14 protein-coding genes are annotated in these 18,685 nt (G+C 38.3%); 9 read left to right on the forward strand and 5 right to left on the reverse strand.

Features of this window, described 5'->3' with window-relative positions; translation table 11 throughout:
• Positions 1-123 precede the first annotated feature (123 nt).
• The 5 genes from KTV93_RS05685 to rimP all read right to left on the reverse strand — a co-directional run bounded on the left by KTV93_RS05685 (position 124) and on the right by rimP (position 9,783).
• On the reverse strand, positions 124-1,770 hold the full coding sequence (locus KTV93_RS05685; protein WP_218250333.1) for a RagB/SusD family nutrient uptake outer membrane protein: 1,647 nt from the start codon (positions 1,768-1,770) through the stop codon (positions 124-126).
• A gap of 13 nt (positions 1,771-1,783) precedes the next feature.
• Positions 1,784-4,789: a SusC/RagA family TonB-linked outer membrane protein gene (locus KTV93_RS05690; RefSeq protein ID WP_218250334.1), complete on the reverse strand. Its 3,006-nt coding sequence runs from the start codon at positions 4,787-4,789 to the stop codon at positions 1,784-1,786.
• Between the two features lie 284 nt (positions 4,790-5,073).
• Positions 5,074-7,935, reverse strand: coding sequence for a translation initiation factor IF-2 (gene infB / locus KTV93_RS05695; protein WP_218250335.1), 2,862 nt, complete (start codon positions 7,933-7,935; stop codon positions 5,074-5,076).
• A 73-nt stretch (positions 7,936-8,008) separates the two neighbouring features.
• Complete coding sequence (gene nusA, locus KTV93_RS05700) at positions 8,009-9,256, reverse strand: transcription termination factor NusA (protein ID WP_218250336.1); 1,248 nt, start codon at positions 9,254-9,256, stop codon at positions 8,009-8,011.
• Between the two features lie 59 nt (positions 9,257-9,315).
• Positions 9,316-9,783: a ribosome assembly cofactor RimP gene (gene rimP / locus KTV93_RS05705; RefSeq protein WP_218250337.1), complete on the reverse strand. Its 468-nt coding sequence runs from the start codon at positions 9,781-9,783 to the stop codon at positions 9,316-9,318.
• 182 nt (positions 9,784-9,965) lie between these two features.
• Here rimP and KTV93_RS05710 point away from each other — a divergent pair, with 182 nt between their 5' ends.
• The 9 genes from KTV93_RS05710 to KTV93_RS05750 are packed head-to-tail and all read left to right on the forward strand — an operon-like array spanning position 9,966 to position 18,669.
• On the forward strand, positions 9,966-11,276 hold the full coding sequence (locus KTV93_RS05710) for a UDP-glucose dehydrogenase family protein (RefSeq protein WP_218250338.1): 1,311 nt from the start codon (positions 9,966-9,968) through the stop codon (positions 11,274-11,276).
• A gap of 23 nt (positions 11,277-11,299) precedes the next feature.
• Positions 11,300-12,277, forward strand: coding sequence for a hypothetical protein (locus KTV93_RS05715; protein ID WP_218250339.1), 978 nt, complete (start codon positions 11,300-11,302; stop codon positions 12,275-12,277).
• A 37-nt stretch (positions 12,278-12,314) separates the two neighbouring features.
• On the forward strand, positions 12,315-13,163 hold the full coding sequence (locus tag KTV93_RS05720; protein WP_218250340.1) for an ABC transporter permease: 849 nt from the start codon (positions 12,315-12,317) through the stop codon (positions 13,161-13,163).
• A 35-nt stretch (positions 13,164-13,198) separates the two neighbouring features.
• Positions 13,199-14,440, forward strand: a complete 1,242-nt coding sequence (locus tag KTV93_RS05725) for an ABC transporter ATP-binding protein (RefSeq protein WP_218250341.1) — start codon at positions 13,199-13,201, stop codon at positions 14,438-14,440.
• A complete protein-coding gene (locus tag KTV93_RS05730; RefSeq protein ID WP_218250500.1) occupies positions 14,433-15,203 on the forward strand; it encodes a class I SAM-dependent methyltransferase in 771 nt (256 codons plus the stop codon). Before KTV93_RS05725 ends, KTV93_RS05730 begins: the two co-directional genes overlap by 8 nt.
• A gap of 3 nt (positions 15,204-15,206) precedes the next feature.
• Positions 15,207-16,109 (forward strand): glycosyltransferase family 2 protein, encoded by a 903-nt coding sequence (locus KTV93_RS05735; RefSeq protein WP_218250342.1) that lies wholly within the window; start codon positions 15,207-15,209, stop codon positions 16,107-16,109.
• A 45-nt stretch (positions 16,110-16,154) separates the two neighbouring features.
• Positions 16,155-16,970: a glycosyltransferase gene (locus tag KTV93_RS05740; protein ID WP_218250343.1), complete on the forward strand. Its 816-nt coding sequence runs from the start codon at positions 16,155-16,157 to the stop codon at positions 16,968-16,970.
• Positions 16,967-17,917 (forward strand): glycosyltransferase family 2 protein, encoded by a 951-nt coding sequence (locus KTV93_RS05745; protein ID WP_218250344.1) that lies wholly within the window; start codon positions 16,967-16,969, stop codon positions 17,915-17,917. The genes KTV93_RS05740 and KTV93_RS05745 overlap by 4 nt, the downstream gene beginning before the upstream one ends.
• Complete coding sequence (locus tag KTV93_RS05750; RefSeq protein ID WP_218250345.1) at positions 17,914-18,669, forward strand: class I SAM-dependent methyltransferase; 756 nt, start codon at positions 17,914-17,916, stop codon at positions 18,667-18,669. Before KTV93_RS05745 ends, KTV93_RS05750 begins: the two co-directional genes overlap by 4 nt.
• Positions 18,670-18,685 lie beyond the last annotated feature (16 nt).

The raw sequence follows: 18,685 nt of genomic DNA on the forward strand, positions 1-18,685 counted from the left end.
CCATATATAGTAATTTAGAAATGTTATAAATACTATTGCTCATAAATTATAACTGTGATGATTTCAAAGGAAAAGGAGCAGATAAATCTGCTCCTTTGAAAAAATTTAACCAAATAAGGTTGACTATTTAAGTTTTGGATTGTTATTGATCTCCGCTTGTGGAATATCCATTGACAATCTGTCGTCATCATAGCTAAAGGTTTGACCTGCAAAGAATAGGTGGTTAGGACCTCTCTTAATGGTTGCCTTATTTCTCTTCATTGCTAAGTAACTTTTACCTTCACCCCAAAGTTCAATCTTTGTCTGCAGATAAATTTCGTTCAACAATGCTGTACCACTTAAGTCATCAATGTAACTTACGTCAGTAATTCTATGGGTAAGGAAGTTCTTAAGGATTGTTTTTGCCTCACCCGCGTTTCCGGATTTAGCCAACGTTTCTGCTGCTAACAAATGGAACTCATCTGCACGCATAAATAAGTAGTCTGTAGTTATAATTCGTTGACCTCCAACCGTTCTTTCTGGAGCATAAAATTTATTTACAGGGACTGCCTCATATGAAATTGCGCCTCTGCTAACTTTCATGTAATCAGCAGTATTATTGACAGGATCAAATTTTGCATGTTCCAACACATATCCTTTTGGATATTTAGTACTGGACAAAATTTTCTCTCCACTTGCATTCAAAACGAATGTTCCATCGGAATTTAGCAAATAACTTGCTGCATTAGGGTTTTTGGGATCAAATGTAGGGTCAAATTCAACAACTGTAGCAAATTGGTTTTTACGAACATCATCCAATCTGATGGCATCATAAAGATCATAATCTACTGCTTTTGCATCACCCACCCATGAGTAAGAATAACTGAAGACGTCTTGCTGACCCCACCAACTAATTAAGTCTAAATCATTAGCTTCTGTCAGATCAAAGCCCCACATCCAACTGCTTGTTCTAAGGTCATTAAATCCACCACCGGACGCCGTCACTTCGTTATAAACAGTTCCCTCTTTAGTTGTCATTGGGAACTTAGTAATAAGCTCTTGGGACAATGTAGCTGCTTTCGCATTTTCGCCCATTGCCGCATAAGTGTAAGCCAATAAACCTTTTGCTACATCCTGATTGATCACCCCTTTGTTAGCGCGGCCAAAACCATTTAGTAAAGTTACCGCTTCTGTAAGGTCTTTTACAATCTGTGCATAAATTTCAGACTGTTTTGCCTTAGGCTGAGCCTGTACTCCTGCATCGAGATACAAAGGAATCGCCGGAGCCGCCGGATCGTATTTCGTAGTGAAATACTGGGTAAGGTAAAAGTAAGCATAAGCACGCATTGCTTTAGCCTGACCCATTGCAGATTTGTCTGAAGCAGTTGCCGGAACAGAATCGTTTCCACCTAAGCCGGCGATAACATCATTCGCAGCGTAAGCAATTCGGTAATAATACCTCCACGGCTGATAGTTAGCATTATTGGTAAAGTCTGTAGTCGCTGTAAGGTTAGCGATATTTCTGTACCAACCATAGGTTACGCCACTAAGTACCATATCTGCTGACAACATATCGGATACAAGGTCGTAACCTTTTTGTCCGTAATCATCGTGACCTGTAGTACCACCTGTACCGGTATTTACCATCATTAGGTAAAGTCCGTTCAGTTTAGCCTGAGCTGGTGGGTTTGCCAATGTCTCCGTTGGCTCGCTTTGCAAAAACTCTTCTCTACATGCAGTTGTAGTTAAAAGCAGTCCCATTAGGGAACTTAATACAAGTATTTTTTTCATTTTCGAGTAAAATTTAGAAGTTTGTTTTTACACCAAACGTGATGGTGGAAAGTGGTGAATATCTGTAAGTATTACTGTTTCCTGTTTCAGAGGTAGTAGGGTTGAATCCTTTTCTCTTCGTTTGGATCCATAAGTTATCACCTGTTAATGAAATAGTAAGTCCATTTAATCCTAGTCCTGTAAAATATTTGTTTGGCATATTGTATGCTAACCTCACGTTGTTAAGGACAAGATAATCAGATTTTGTTAAGAATCTGGTTGACATGCTGTTATAGTTGGTATCACCAGTTCTGTTACTTGTTAATCTAGGAACATCGGTTACATCACCAGGATTCTGCCATCTGTCCATAATATCTGTATGCCAGTTATTATTGCCAATTACACTGTTATGCATCAATGCACCATAAGCACCATCGTATGAATAACCACCAATTCCGTAAAGGAACTGTGCGGATAAAGATACTGCTTTATAGCCAGCATTCAATGAAAAAGCACCTCTTAGATCTGGGATTGCAGATTTACCTACATACTTCTGTGTTGCCTGGGTATAGTTTTCAGTAGTAGCATTAAGTACAGTTGCACCTGGATTTTGGTTCAAAAATTCAGTCAGGGAAAGGATTTGCTCTCCTGAATCAAATTTACCGTTACCGTTGTTATCTGTATAGCTTACGTTCCACATTGCCGCACCTGTTTCAGGATTTACACCAGCCCATTCTCTCATGTAGAAATCATACAGGGAGTGCCCAATTGATCTACCAAATCCTGATTCTGCTAAATCTATCACTTTTTGTTGACCAGTGGTTGCATCAATCGGCATTCTGGTAAGTTTATTATTTAACCATTCTCCGTTTAATGAAAGATCTACGTAGAAGTCTTCTTTATTAACTACGTGACCGGTTAAAGTAAATTCAATACCCTGGTTAACCAAAAGACCATCGTTTACTTTCATAATAGCATTACCCGTAGAAGGAGCAAGTCTGTTATCAAAAATCAAATTATCGGTAGTTTTGTGATAATAATCTACAGCACCTTCAATGATTCTGCTTTTGAATAAGGTGAATTCCATACCGGCATCAAAAGTTTTGGATTTTTCCCAAGTTAAATCAGGATATCCAATTCTATCAAATGCACCGCCTGGAATACCCATAAAGTTACCAGGATTATATACATTGTATCCCGGGTAATAACCTACACCAGCCTGATCACCGACAGTTCCGTAGCTTGCTTTGAATTTAAGCTTATCGAAAACGCTGTTATCCTGCATAAAGTTCTCTTTGTTTACAACCCAACCTGCGCCTACGGAGTAGAACGTATCCCATTTGTCATTTAAGAATCTGGAAGTACCGTCTCTTCTAACACTTGCAGAAACTAAATATTTTCCTGCGTAATCATACATTGCCTGGCCAAAATAACTTTCTAGTGCATAGTTATACATGTAAGAATAAGCCGGGTTCTGGTTAATAGCGTTGTTGAATTCGCCACCGTCCGGAATTACAAGACCGTATTTAGATGCAGATAGGTAGTTGTACTTCCAGTCTGTACTTTCGTGTGCCACAAATGCCTGAACACCATGGTTCCCGAAACGGTTCATATAACGCAACAATTGTAAGAAGTTATGAGAGAATAACTCTGTACGCACTTTATATAATGATCCAAACTGCGATGCGGAGCTTCCATAATATGGGTTACTATAATCGTTTCTGGAGTTATTATAATACTGACCACCAAGTCTTGTTTCGAAACTCAATTTTTTGGTAATATCAGCTTTCAAGAAAAAGTTTGCGTTGATTTCGTGTTTTTTTCTGTTATCCAGATTGTACGTCGCATCTGCAATAGAGTTGGTTAAAGCTCCGAAACCTCTACCATTACCGTAATCAAACTGATTACCGCCATAATATTGATCTGCAACAAATCCTCCCTGTGCATTTCTTAAGAATAAAGGATAGATTGATGGGATGTTATCTACGAACCAGAAGATACTTCCACTGTCTTCAGTCTGTCCGTTTCTGTCCGTATCAGAATAGGCATAACCCATGTTGAATTCACCTTTCAACCAGGATTTTGCCTGATGAGTAAGGTTTAATCTACCACTGTAACGCTCATATTTAGAATTGATAGTATATCCTTCATCTTTCAAATAACCGATACCTGTATAGTACGTAGTTTTACCCTCACCACCACTGATGCTGAAGTTGGTTTCGGATCTCATTGAGGTTTGGAAACCGTAATCTCTCCAGTCTTCCGGACTGTATTTTCTGGAAACTCCATCTCTTACTGTACGTGTCGTTGGGTCAATAAGTTGAGCTGCATTGGCATTCCACATATTGTACTGTGTTCTAATACCTGCGGTAGAGAACAAACGTGCGTTTGCATAAGCAATTGGATCTGCACTTCCGCTGAGTTTCCCTTGGTTATAAAGGGCTTCCCAGGAAAGACCGATATATTGCTCTGGACTACGGATTACGTCATATCGAGGAATAAGCGGCGCATTGAAACCGATTCTGGTATCAATTGTTACCACGTCTCTTCCTGATCTTCCTTTTTTAGTCTGGATCAATACAACACCGTTAGCACCTCTGGAACCGTAAATAGCAGTTGCAGTTGCATCCTTCAGTACAGTCATGTTTTCGATGTCATCGGGATTGATTGCAGAAACGTTACCGTTAAAAGGAATACCGTCTAAAACATACAATGGTTCTCTGTTACCACTTACTGAACCAAATCCTCTAATTCTGATTGACGGTTCTGAGCCTGGCTGGCCTGATGTTGTAATTACTCTAACACCAGCGGCCTCACCTGTTAAGGCTTGCGCGACATTGGATACATTTTTCTTCGAAATGTTCTCGCTACCCACTTTAGAAACGGATCCTGTGTAATCTTCTTTCTTTACAGCAGTATATCCAACGATTACTACTTCATCAACTTCAGCTACCCTTGTTGAATCAGTTTGAGCTAATGCAAAACCTCCTCCTAAAAAGAAAAGGACTCCTGCTCCTAGCACTTTAAACTTTACATTCATATTAACACTTTTTTAATATTATTAGCGCAAATATGTTAATTTTAATTAACATTAGCAAACCTGTAAAGGCATTCTAAAAAATAGAAAAATGTTGTATCCATAAGGTTTTAAAAGATGCAATGAGCTGGTTTTAATGATTACGTTCTAAAATTTTACATACTTCATCGATATCGATAAAAACATAAAAAATGCATAATTCAATTTTTTTTTAAAATTTAACAATAAACCATTTCAAGCATAAAAAAAGCCTGCTTTTCAGCAGGCTTTATTATATAACTTGATGGTTACTTCAATTTTTTCTTAACCGCCACTTCTTCATATACTTCCAGAATATCACCAACTTCAATATCGTTATATCCTTTAATGTTCAGTCCACATTCATATCCTTTCGTAACTTCTTTTACGTCGTCCTTGAAACGCTTCAAACTTTCAAGCTCTCCGTCAAACTTCACGATACCGTCACGCAGTAATCGGATTTTTGAATTTCGGGTCACTTTTCCGGTAAGAACCATACAGCCTGCAATAGTACCGACTTTGGTAATCTTAAAGGTTTCACGTATTTCTACGTTACCGATCACCTGCTCCTGAATTTCCGGAGAAAGCATTCCTTCCATCGCTTCTTTCACTTCATCGATTGCCTTATAGATAATTGAGTAAGTTCTGATCTCGATTTCTTCTTTGTCTGCAAGATCTTTTGCATTGACACCAGCTCTTACGTTAAATCCAATCATAATCGCATCGGATGCGGCTGCCAGAAGCACATCGGATTCGGTAATCTGACCAACTCCTTTATGAATGATATTGATGCTGATCTCTTCGGTTGAAAGTCTTTGTAACTGATCTGAAAGCGCCTCCACGGAACCGTCCACGTCACCTTTAAGGATAATGTTAAGTTCTTTGAAATCTCCAAGAGCAATACGTCTGCCCAGTTCATCCAGCGTAAGGTGTTTTTTAGTTCTGATCGATTGCTCTCTCTGTAACTGCTCACGTTTGGTAGCGATTGTTTTCGCCTCTCTTTCATCTTCAAAAACTCTGAATTTGTCTCCAGCAGTAGGCGCGCCGTCAAGACCAAGAATGGTAACAGGAATTGAAGGACCGGCAGTCTCCATTGGTTTCCCTCTTTCGTCAAGCATTGCTTTCACTTTACCGTGATTTTTTCCGGCAAGAATGTAATCTCCTACTTTAAGAGTTCCGCTCTGAACAAGGATTGTAGAAATGTATCCTCTTCCTTTATCCAAAGAAGCCTCGATCACAACACCCTGAGCATTTTTGTTAGGATTGGCTTTTAATTCCAACATTTCTGCCTGAAGCAATACTTTTTCCAGCAAAGCATCCATATTATTACCGAATTTCGCAGAAACTTCCTGACACTGAACATTACCTCCCCACTCTTCTACCAGAACATTCATTGCAGAAAGCTGCTGGCGGATATTATCAGGATTCGAGTTCGGTTTGTCCACTTTGTTTAATGCGATAATCATCGGAACTCCCGCTGCCTGTGCGTGGGAAATCGCTTCTTTCGTCTGAGGCATCACATCATCATCCGCTGCAATTACAATAATTGCGATATCGGTAATCTGTGCTCCCCTGGCTCTCATGGCGGTAAACGCTTCGTGACCCGGTGTATCAAGGAATGTAATTCGCTGACCGTTTTCGAGTTTCACGTTATAAGCACCAATGTGCTGGGTAATACCTCCGGATTCACCGGCAATTACGTTGGTTTTTCTGATATAATCGAGTAAGGAAGTTTTACCGTGGTCAACGTGCCCCATTACGGTAACGATTGGTGCACGCGGTAATAAATCTTCTGCTGTATCGGTATCTTCCTCGATCGCTGATTCTTCAAGATCAGCATCAGAAAATTCAATTTTATATCCAAATTCGTCCGCTACGAGTAATAAAGTATCAGCTTCTAAACGCTGATTCATTGTTACCATAACGCCTAAAGAGAAACATGCAGAAATTACTTCTGTAGGGCTTACGTTCATTAAGCTCGCCAATTCGCCTACGGTAATAAATTCCGTAACCTTCAGCGTTCTGTCGGCAGCATCCATTTCCTGCTGAAGTTCGTCCTGCTCTCTTCTGTAAACTCTTTTCTCTTTTCTGTATTTAGCTCCTTTATTTTTACCGCCTTTGCTGGTCAGTTTTTCTAAAGTTTCTTTAATCTGATTTTTTACCTGCTCATCTGTTAACTCAACAGGCATCGTAGGCGCACCTCTTCGGCTGCCACCTTTTCCGGCGTTTCCGCCACCTTGATAGCCCGGTCTGTTGCCACCCTGACCCGGACGGTTATTCCCCTGTCCTGGCGGACGGTTGCCCCCCTGACCTGGGGGACGGTTACCCTGCTGGGTTCCACCCTGTCCGGTTGTTCCTGTGCCCGGTGCATTAGGTTTTTCAATACGTTTTCTTTTCTTCTTCGCAGCCGCACTGTTGGCTCCTCCCTGAGGTTTTGGTTTATTGAACTGGGAAAGGTCTACGGTTTGCTTTAAAATCTTCACCCCTTCCAGCTTCTGATAAACTGTTTCAATTTTATCGGACTGGGCTTCTTCTGTAGCGGGAACCTCTTCCGCAGGTGCAGGAGATTTTTCTACAGCAGGAGCGGGAGTTTCAACCTTTGGAGCAGGAGTTTCTTCAGCTTTTGCCACAGGCTTCTCCTCTTCTTTTGCAGGCTGATCTTTTTTAGAAGATTTAGGCTTATTGCCTTCAATCTGCGAAAGGTCGATTTTATCTAAAACCTTAAATTCCTGTTTTTCGGCAGCAGGGGTATGCAGTACAACTGGCTCTTCCTTAACTTCCGGTTCCGGTTCTTTTGCTGCCGGAACTTCAGGCTTCTTAGGCTCCAAATCAATCTTACCCAAAACTTTTGTTTCGGGTCTCAGACTTGTTTTGGCTCTTATTACCTCAGGTTTTGAAGGTTCAATTTCCAGTTTTTCTTCCGGAACTTTAATCATCACTACCTCATGAGAAGCTTTTCTCTGTTCACCGTCTTTTGCGAACTCAGCTTCTAATGCAGAATATGCCGATTCTTCCAATTGAGCGTTCGGATTGCTTTCTACTTCGATTCCTTTGGACTGAAGAAATTCTACCAGTCTTGTCATCGAAATATTAAATTCCTTAACCGCTTTGTTTAATCTAATTTTGGGCATGTATAATTTATACTTTTGTTTTAATTTTCGGTAAAGTTACTTATTTTAACATTACTCTGGGTATTTTCAGGGATTAGTCTTCAAACTCCTCCTTCAAAATCTGTTTTACTTCTTCAATCGTCTCTTCTTCCAGGTCAACCATTTTCAGAAGCGCTTCAGTATCTTTATCTAAAATACTTTTTGCGGTGGTAAGACCAACTTTCTGGAATTCGTCAATGATCCACTGCTCGATATCTCCGGCATCTGAACCTGCGAATTCTTTCAGTTCTACATCGTCATCTTCGCTGGATTCTCTGTACACATCAATCTCGTAGCCGCTTAACCAAGATGCCAGCCTGATGTTCTGTCCCTGTTTTCCGATTACTCTTGAAATTTCTTCCACAGGTGTGTAAACCATTGCATACATGGTTTCCGGATTAATATCAATTTTATTAATGGTGATATTTCCTAAGGCTCTTTTTACCATGATTTCAGGGTTTTTAGACCACTGAATCACATCAATATTTTCATTTTTCAGTTCACGTACTACACCATGAATTCTGGATCCTTTAACCCCAACACAAGCTCCTACCGGATCAATTCTGTCATCATAGGCATCTACTGCAATCTTCGCTTTTTCACCCGGAATTCTCACTACTTTTTTAAGAATGATTGTTCCGTCCTGGATTTCAGGAATTTCAAGCTCAAGCAATTTCTCTAAAAATTTAGGAGCTGTTCTGGAAACAATGATCTGAGGTTTTGATCCTTTGAAATCAACGCTTTCTACGATTGCCCGAATGCTTTCACCTTTTTTAAAGAAATCGGAAGGAATCTGGTTTTCTTTTGGCAAAATAAATTCGTTATCTTCATCATCAAGCAGAATTACGTGCTTGTGACGGATGTGGTGAACTTCACCTACAACAATTTCGCCAATCTTATCCTTAAATTCCTCATACAAAACAGCATTGTTATGCTCCTGGAGTTTGGTAGATAAAATCTGCTTCAGCGTAAGGATACTTCTTCTTCCCAATTTTTCAATCGGAATTTCAACAGTAAAATCTTCACCCACCTCAAAAGTAGGGTCAATTTTCTTTGCCTCTGAGATTTCGATTTCTAAATCATCATCTTCAGACATATCATCCTCAACGATGGTTTTATTCAAAAATATCTGGAAATCCCCTTTGTCAGGGTTTACGATAACGTCGAAATGATCATCGGAATCAAATCTCTTTCTTAATAAAGTCTTAAGCGAGTCTTCGATAATCGCCATCAGATCAATCTTGCTGATGCTTTTTTCTTCTTTGAAATCGCCAAATGCTTCAATTAATGCTAAACCGTCCATATGTATAAGTGATATATAATGAATGCAGGGCGCGGAGCCGATTCTTCACCTTTTTGTTATTAAAATTTTATTGTTACAAGTGCTTTTTTAATCTCGGTGTACGGAATTTCTTTCTCTTCAACCACATCTACTTTTCCTTTCCCGATGTCTTTCGGTTTACGGTATCTTAAGACAAGTGTGATTTTGTCCTCTTCCACTTTTGCAAGTTCACCTTCGATTTTGGTGGAATCCGTCATTAAAAGATCGAGTTCTCGGCCAATATTTTTTCTGTACTGTCGTGGTGTGGTTAAAGGCTCGCTTAATCCCGCGCTCATCACCTGCAGAGAAAAATCATGTTCTTCGCGGTCTACATTAAATTCAATTGCACGGCTTGCATCAAGACAATCCTGTAGTGTAACTCCCCGATCTCCATCAAGAATTACAGTAATATCATCTGCCGCCGAAAATTTCAAATCGACCAGAAACAAATCTTTTCTTTCTTCCAGAAAACCGCTCAGCAGTTCTTCTATCTTCTTTCTAAATTCCATATCCTTAATTTGAGTTACGAAAAAAGGCATTCTTGCGAAGGCCTTTTCATGTTTATCCGTAAATCCGATGCAAATATACACATTTTTGATAATACTGCAAAACTCCTTTAAGAATCACTTATTCATAATCAGGCAACAAGCAGTAAATTATTTATATTTGCAGTAGTTTAAAAACAAGTATTTTGAATATAACGATTGTAGGGACCGGTTATGTAGGTCTGGTTACAGGAACAACTTTGGCGGAATTGGGAAACAATGTTTTCTGTGTGGATATTGATGCTGAAAAAGTTGAAACCATGAAAAAGGGCATCGTCCCGATCTATGAACCCGGGCTTGAAGAAATGTTTCTGAGAAACATTCAGGCACAGCGGTTATTCTTCACCACAGATTTAAAGGAAGCTTTGGATCAAAGTGAAGTAATTTATCTGGCGCTTCCAACTCCACCCGGCGAAGATGGCTCTGCTGACCTTTCCTATGTATTGAATGTTGCCAATAATATCGGCGATATGATGACGGAATACAAAGTAATCGTAAACAAATCGACGGTTCCGGTAGGAACTGCCGATACCGTTCGGGAAACCATTGCTGCTAAAACTGATATTCCTTTCGACGTTGTTTCTAATCCGGAATTTTTGCGTGAAGGTTTTGCTGTTGAAGATTCTATGAATCCCGCAAGAGTGGTTGTTGGAAGCGAATCGGAGAGAGCCAGAGAAATTATGGCTAAAATCTACCAGCCTTTTACGAATACTGGAATTCCCATTATTTTTATGGATGAGAAATCTTCGGAACTCACCAAATATGCAGCGAATTCTTTTCTCGCCGTGAAAATCACTTTCATGAATGAAATCGCAAATTATTGCGAAAAAGTTGGCGCAGATGTTGACAAAGTGCGTCTCGGAATGGGTTCTGATGACAGAATCGGTCATCGTTTCCTTTTCCCGGGAATCGGTTACGGCGGAAGCTGTTTTCCAAAAGATGTGAAAGCATTAATTAAATCAGGAAAAAAAGAAAATTTTGATTTCCAAATTCTTGAAGCTACAGAAAATGTAAACCAGGCACAGAAAGTAATTCTGGTTTCGGAAATTGAAAAATATTTTGAAGGAAACCTTCAGGGAAAGAAAATTGCGCTGTGGGGATTGGCTTTTAAAGCAAACACTGATGATATCCGCGAAGCTTCTTCTTTGGACAATATTAAAATTTTACTCGAAAAAGGTGCGTCAATAAATGCTTACGATGTAATTGCTGAGGAAAATGTGAGAAAAATACTGGGCGACAAAATCTCTTATGCAAAAGACATGTATTCGGCGCTGGAAAATGCGGATTGCCTTTTGATCGCAACCGAATGGAGTGAATTCAAGAACCCGAACTTCAGTCTGATGGCTGAAAAAATGAATCATAAAGCCATTTTCGACGGCCGGAATATGTTTGCGCTGGAACAGGTTGAAGATTCAGGTTTCTACTACAAATCCATCGGCAGGAAAACAGTAGAATAAATCATCAAGACAAAACACTAAATTTGAAACTAAATTTATTATCCAAACTTTTTTTTACGACGCTGCTGGCTTTCACGGTCAACAGCTTTGTTTATTTTTCTTTTGGAAATATTTATTCTTCGAAGATTTTAAATTACACAGATTTCCAGCAACAGTTCAGTTCGGGAATCTATCAATACCGCATCTTAAGCGGTTATTTCTTGGTGTGGATTTACGAGTTCCTGTCGACATTCAACATAGATTATTCGATTTTAAAACTGAAATTTTTCGACGCAGCTGCAGAACCTAAAATGTATCTCTCCTTCTTTTTGCTGAATACATTTTTCCTGGTTTTAACAGTCGCAGTGATGGTTTTAATTACTGAAACTAAAAACTTCGTGGCAACTTACTCAGAAAAACTTTTACTAATTACTGTAGCGATTCTAACGGTTGCTTTATCGCAGTTTGTCATCGTTCCCTACGACATTTCGAGCTATTTTTTTCTGTTGCTGTTTTACTATGTTTTCATTGTCTATTTAAATACGAATTCACCTCAGAAATTAATTGTTTTGGCAATCATTATGCTGGTTTCGACTTTAAACAGAGAATCTTCGGCACTTTCACTTTCACTGGCCTCAACTTTACTGTTTTCAAAGTTTGGCCTTAGAAAAGAAACGCTCGTTCCGGTTGCTGTTTTAGCCTTTGCCTTCCTTACAGCTTATCTTGGAATGAGATTCATGAACGAAAGTTTTTCTACTAACGACGGTAATCTGCTGGTACAGAATTTATCTGAACCAAAGAATATTTTAGGTCTTCTTTTTTGGCTCGTATTTTTTGTTTTTACTTTATTGGTAGCGAAAGACAGAAAATGCATCAAAAACATTATTCTTTTCCATCTTCTTTCAATTCCTTACATTTTAATGTGTTTTTACTCCGGAATACTTTACGAAATACGGCTGTATATTCCATTATTTCTCACTTCACTTCTTCTGAGCCGTACTGATGTCAGGAAATTTCAATAATTTACCTTATTTTTGATAAAAATTTATTCTTTCACAAATGAGCGAACCCCAACAGCAATGGACCGAAACCATTGAGGCTAAGCATTCACTTTTCGACCTGAAACTGGCGGAAGTCTGGCGGTACAAGGATTTGGTTTACATGTTTGTGAAGCGGGATTTCGTTTCTTCGTTCAAGCAGACGATTTTGGGTCCGGTCTGGTTTTTTATCAACCCTGTTTTAACAACGATTGTTTTCGTTGTTGTCTTCGGTAAAATTGCAGGGTTGTCTACAGATGGTTTGCCACAAATTCTGTTTTATCTTTCCGGAGTAACGCTGTGGAATTATTTTTCGACCTCATTAACAAGCGCTTCATCCGTTTTTACGACAAATGCTTCGATTTTCGGAAAAGTATACTTTCCGCGGCTGGTAATGCCGATCACCATCGTTATTTCTAATCTGATGCGTTTTGGCGTGCAGTTTATCCTTTTTCTTTTGGTTTGGGTTTATTATATGATTCAGGGCGATATCAATCCTAATCTATGGTTATTGGCTACTCCCTTCCTCATCCTATTAATGGCCTCTTTCGCGATGGGTGCCGGGATGCTGATATCGTCGCTTACCACAAAATACCGGGATTTACAGATGCTTTTAGGCTTCGGGGTAAGTCTTTTTATGTACGCAACACCGGTAATTTATCCCCTGTCATCACTTTCCGGAATATGGAAAAAAATCGCGATGTATAATCCGCTTACCGGAATTTTCGAATGCTTCAAATATGGCTGGTTAGGCTCGGGTGATTTCTCACCGATGCTTTTATTAATAAGCTCTTCCATCATCTTCGTTTTACTCGCAATAGGCACTTTAGTCTTTAACAAAGTGGAAAAGAGTTTTATGGACACTGTATAATTTCAAACCTCAACGTAAGTTTCAACCTTAAAAACATGCTCGCACTAAAAGCAGAAAATATTTCTAAACAATACCGCCTGGGACAGGTAGGAACGGGCACGCTCTCGCATGACCTGAACCGTTTCTGGGCGCAGATCCGCGGCAAGGAAGATCCTTATCTGAAGATCGGCGAAGCGAACGACAGGAGCTCGAGAGGAAACTCCGAATATGTCTGGTCGCTCCGCGACATTAATTTTGAAATAGAACAGGGCGACGCTGTAGGAATAATCGGCAGAAATGGTGCCGGCAAATCGACCCTGCTGAAACTTTTAAGCAAAGTCACCAAACCTACCACCGGAAAAATTTATACCAACGGCCGTATCGCTTCATTACTCGAAGTTGGTACCGGTTTTCATCCGGAAATGACGGGGAGAGAAAACATCTTCTTAAATGGTGCTATTCTGGGAATGACCCGTAAAGAAATCAACCGTAAATTTGATGAAATCGTCGATTTCTCAGGCGTGGAAAGATATATTGACACGCCGGTCAAACGATATTCCTCCGGAATGTATGTTCGCCTTGCATTTGCAGTTGCCGCTCATCTTGAATCCGAAATCCTTATTGTAGACGAAGTTTTAGCAGTAGGTGATGCTGAATTCCAGAAAAAATGCCTTGGCAAAATGGGCGATGTAAGTAAAGGCGAAGGAAGAACGGTGCTGTTTGTGAGTCATAATATGAGCAGCATTAGCAAATTATGTAATACTGGTATTTTATTAAAAAAAGGCGAATTAATTGAACAGGGTCCTGTAAGTAATATTATTAATTTGTACAGCCAGGATTTAATAACATCCGAGCAGGTATCTCCTAATTATGACAAAAAAATATTCTTAAAAGATTTTCTCAGTTATCAGATATCAGATACAAATTCCAATATTATATCTGGCGAAGACGCCGTCTTAGAATTCGTTATTGAAGCAGAAAGCAAACAGGATAATGTAAAAATAGGAATCGGTATTAATGACAGTTACAACAACAGATTAATGACACCCTTTTCTCAACATCAAGACAGATCGTTTCAGTTAAACCCCGGAGAAAACAGAATTATCTGTACAATAAATAATTTTCCTTTGAAGGCAGGAGATTACATCGTAGAAATCTTTTTAGGAAACAATCAGGAAACATTTGATTACTACGATAAAGGCTTAAAAATGAGAGTTATAGATTCTTACAGAAAAGAATCGCCCGATTATTCGCAAGGGTATTTTATCGTCAACCAAAATTGGAAAAAATATGAATGAAATTGAAGAAGAATTATTCTGTACAAAATATGAATTAAAGACACTTGCGGATTTAGTACTGAAAGGCGAAGCTGAAAGATGGGTTAAGGGATTCCTGCACCCTAAGTACGAAATGGAGCACATTGAACGGTACCGATTCGCATTGCAGTTCGTAAATAACAAAAATGTTTTAGACATTGCATGTGGAAGCGGATATGGCTCTTTTTTAATTGCAGATCAGGGAAAAGCTTTAAAGGTTACAGGAGTAGATTTGGATGCAGATGCTGTTCGTTATGGAAATTTTCGGTATGCCCATCACCTGGTGAACCGTTTTGTAGACGACGCTACCAAATTTTCCAGTGCAACTCCTTTCGATGTCATCATCAGTTATGAAACGGTTGAACATCTTGACGATTATATATTATTTCTGAAAAATATTAACCAAAACCTGGCGGAAGACGGGACATTTATAATTTCAACACCAATCTCAAAGAAAACTACAATAAAACCAAATCATAACCCATATCATGAAATTGAATGGAGCTACAGTGACTTTACAAAATTACTCCAGGAACATTTCATTCTGAAAGATACATTCATTCAGAATGCAGTAATTGAAGGAAACTACCCTGAATATACGCTTACAAACAGAATAAAGAACCGATTGGGAAAAAGAATCACAAAATCTGACCCCAAGTTTTTTGAAGGCATAAAAGCAGCGCATGACTTAAAAGTGGAAGAATTGGATGCCGGTTATATTATCGCCGTACTTAATAAAAAATAGGATTTGCTCACCATAATAATTCCATATTATAAAATCTCTTTTTTTAAAGAAACTTTGCGGTCTTTAGAACGGCAAACCTGCAAAAATTTCAAACTGTTTATCGGTAATGATGCTAGTCCCGAAAATCCCGAAAATCTCATTAAGGAAACACTGAAAACTACAGCGTTTAATTATAAAGAATATACAGAAAATCTTGGCTCCCAAAACCTCGTAAAACAATGGGAAAGATGCATTCAGGATAGCGAAATTAGTGAATGGTTTCAAATTTTAGGCGATGACGATGTCATTAGCGAGAATTTTGTAGCGGAGTTTTATACAAACCTGGATGAAGTTGAACAGAACAAAAGCAACGTCATTAAATTCTCGCAACGTTGGATTGATGAGTACGGAAAACCATTTAAGGAATATACCGCTCAGCCAAAACTTCTTCTGGCGCTGGACAACTGGAAAGAAAAATACATTAAAGGACAGCGCTCCAGCCTTTCCGAACACATATTCCGAAAATCCGCTTACGAAAAGGTGAAATTTAAACATTTACCTTTGGCATGGGGAACAGATGACCTAGCGGTATTTGAGATCGCCGGCAATACGCCGGTATATTTTATTGCCGATGCCCAGGTCGAAGTACGGATAAGTTCAGAAAGCATTTCCGGTTCCAGTCAACTCTTTCTTGAAAAACAGCGGAACGCCATTATTTTTGACACCTATTTTATCAATAAATATCATCATCTTCTGCCAAAAGAATTTATATTAGATAAAATTAATCAGCAGATAAGTTTTGCCTTTCATCATCACTTTTCAGATTTAAAACTTAATTTAGTTAAATATTATTGGCATCTAAAAAAATTTCGTAAACTTTTTAAACTTCCTTTTACATACATACGAATAATATTGAAACTTCATTAACAGATACAAAAAAATCCCTAAGATTATAAAATTCTTAACCATCAGATGTTACAGTTTATACACATCATCACCACCCGCTTTAACGTGCCTACCGAAAACTGGTCCCAGACCAGATCAGGGTATGCACCACTGACAGATGAGTGGCATGAACACAGGTTTGATTTATTTCAGAAATACACGTTCCCCTCATTTAAAAATCAAAAAAACAAAAATTTTGTCTGGCTGGTTTTTTTTGATGTAAATACCAAAACCAAATACCGGCAGATAATAAACCATCTTCAAAACGATTTTCCGAATTTCAAACCCGTCTTTGTACAGGATGGTGCCGAAATAAATTTGGGAATTACTACTGTTTTTGAAAAACATTTTCAGAAAGATCAAAAGTTTGTTATAAGTACAGATATCGATAATGACGATTTATTGCATGAAGAATTTGTGGATAAGATTCAGTCACTTTTTAAACCGGTTCACAATTTGGTTATTGATTTAAGGCGGGGCCTGCAGATGAGCATTATAAACAAAAACCAGGTTTTGGTAAATGAATATTACGCAATTGCAAATCCTTTTGTGAGTCTTGTTGAAAATATAAGCAGTTTCAAAACAATTATGAACGAACGGCACAACAATTTCCGCAAATACGACAATGTCATTGGCTACGACAATAAACCACTTTTTATTCAGTTGATTCATACGCATAATCTGATGAACAGCACCCTGAAAACAAAAGGACTTTCAAAGATAAATTTCAAGGAATTCGGTATTCCTGCGGAGCATACTCCGAAAATAATGAAGTGGAAAACATTATTCCACAACCTTAAACGCTTTCCTCAAATATTTAAAAGGTTAATTTTGCGGAAATGACGAATATCAGTGTAATAATTCCCGTGTATAATGCCGAAAAATATATCGAAAAAGCGGTAGCATCGGTCCTTCAATTCCAGGAAGTTCAGGAAGTACTGTTGATTGATGATGGATCAAAAGACCGGTCACTGGAAATATGCACTTCTTTAGCACAAAAACATCCGCAGATAAAAGTGTTTACCCATCCTGACAACCAAAACCGCGGAGTTTCTGCCTCCCGTAATTTAGGGATCGATAACGCCACCAAAGAGTTCATCACTTTTTTGGATGCTGATGATTATTGGCTTCCCAACAGATTTGATGCTGAGCGTGAAATTTTCAAAGACCAAAAAATTGATGGAGTTTTTGGCGCGATTTCCACTGAATTTGTCAGCGAACGAGGTAAAGCGGAATACCTTAGTAAATTCGGAAATCAAGGTCTTACCACTGTCAATTATCATGCTGAAGGTAGAAAGGTTTACTATGGCTTGGTCGAAAAAAACAAGAACTTCGGAACTTTTTTTTCGATGATTGGACTAACAGTGAGAAAAACAGCACTTGAAAATCCTAAAAGACGTCTAAGCGAAAACATGGCTATCGGTGAAGACAAAGATTTTACTATTAAACTTGCTTATGAAAAAAATCTTAAAACCGGAATAATAGATCAACCTATAGCTGTACGAACTGCTCATGAAAACAATAGTATTACAAAAATAAAAAACCACACTTCAGTATTTTTTCAACATAATACGGTACTTTACCAAGCACTTTACCATTGGAGTAAAACTAAAAAGGAAATGCCTCCGGACATAGTTGAAGTATTTAGGTATAAGTATCTTTCCTTTAAATTAGCCGCAAATTCAGGATTAAAAAAATACCTTCTTTTCCTACAATTACTTCCGTTTAATCCAAAATTATTAAAAACCAGATACCGCTATTTTGCATTAAAAAACAACCCGAAAGAATGAATTTAGAGCATTATTTTTACAACAATCAAGATCGGCTGATACACAAATGGACCCATTACTTTGAAATCTACGAAGATCTTTTTTCACGTTTCAAAGGAAAAAAAATTAATATTTTAGAAATTGGTTTATTTCAGGGTGGAAGCATTCAGATGTGGCAAAATTATTTTGGCAACGATATGAAATATTTCGGTGTTGACATAAACGCGAACTGCAGGCAATTTGAAGATAAAAACGTAACAGTTTTTATCGGGTCTCAAACTGATGAAGACTTTCTGAAAACTTTGGTTGAAACACTTCCAGAAATAGATATCATAATTGATGACGGCGGTCATATGATGGAGCAGCAGATTCTTACATTTAAGCACCTTTATAAGAAAATAAAAGAGGATGGAATATATTTGTGTGAGGATGTCTGTACTTCTTACTGGTCAGAATATGGCGGTGGATACAAAAAAAAGTCTACATTTATTGAATTCGCTAAGCACCATATCGATAAACAAAATGCTTTCTATTCAAAGACTTTTTTATTAAAACCAGATGATTTTACATATAGCAATTACTCTATAACATTTTACGACGGAATTATAGCCTTTCATAAGAAGAAGAGAAGAAAAAAACCTGAATCATTACAGATAGGGAAAAGATATTTTAATCCTGAAGACGATTATAAACCGTTATTTTTAAAGGAGAAAGTAAGTCTATTGGATAAACTGCATAAATTATACATTAAACTTAGATATTTTAACAATTGACAAATCCCAAGATTTC

The sequence above is a fragment of the Kaistella faecalis genome, from assembly GCF_019195395.1.
GTDB classification, from domain to species: domain Bacteria; phylum Bacteroidota; class Bacteroidia; order Flavobacteriales; family Weeksellaceae; genus Kaistella; species Kaistella faecalis.

What these genes read in the sequence shown, in the direction of transcription:
- rimP (WP_218250337.1), bottom strand. Translation starts at nt 9,783, where the DNA reads ATGGAATTTAGAAAGAAGATAGAAGAACTGCTGAGCGGTTTTCTGGAA.
- KTV93_RS05725 (WP_218250341.1), top strand. Translation starts at nt 13,199, where the DNA reads ATGCTCGCACTAAAAGCAGAAAATATTTCTAAACAATACCGCCTGGGA.
- KTV93_RS05740 (WP_218250343.1), top strand. Translation starts at nt 16,155, where the DNA reads ATGTTACAGTTTATACACATCATCACCACCCGCTTTAACGTGCCTACC.
- KTV93_RS05685 (WP_218250333.1), bottom strand. Translation starts at nt 1,770, where the DNA reads ATGAAAAAAATACTTGTATTAAGTTCCCTAATGGGACTGCTTTTAACT.
- KTV93_RS05745 (WP_218250344.1), top strand. Translation starts at nt 16,967, where the DNA reads ATGACGAATATCAGTGTAATAATTCCCGTGTATAATGCCGAAAAATAT.
- KTV93_RS05730 (WP_218250500.1), top strand. Translation starts at nt 14,433, where the DNA reads ATGAATGAAATTGAAGAAGAATTATTCTGTACAAAATATGAATTAAAG.
- KTV93_RS05750 (WP_218250345.1), top strand. Translation starts at nt 17,914, where the DNA reads ATGAATTTAGAGCATTATTTTTACAACAATCAAGATCGGCTGATACAC.
- KTV93_RS05720 (WP_218250340.1), top strand. Translation starts at nt 12,315, where the DNA reads ATGAGCGAACCCCAACAGCAATGGACCGAAACCATTGAGGCTAAGCAT.
- KTV93_RS05690 (WP_218250334.1), bottom strand. Translation starts at nt 4,789, where the DNA reads ATGAATGTAAAGTTTAAAGTGCTAGGAGCAGGAGTCCTTTTCTTTTTA.
- nusA (WP_218250336.1), bottom strand. Translation starts at nt 9,256, where the DNA reads ATGGACGGTTTAGCATTAATTGAAGCATTTGGCGATTTCAAAGAAGAA.
- infB (WP_218250335.1), bottom strand. Translation starts at nt 7,935, where the DNA reads ATGCCCAAAATTAGATTAAACAAAGCGGTTAAGGAATTTAATATTTCG.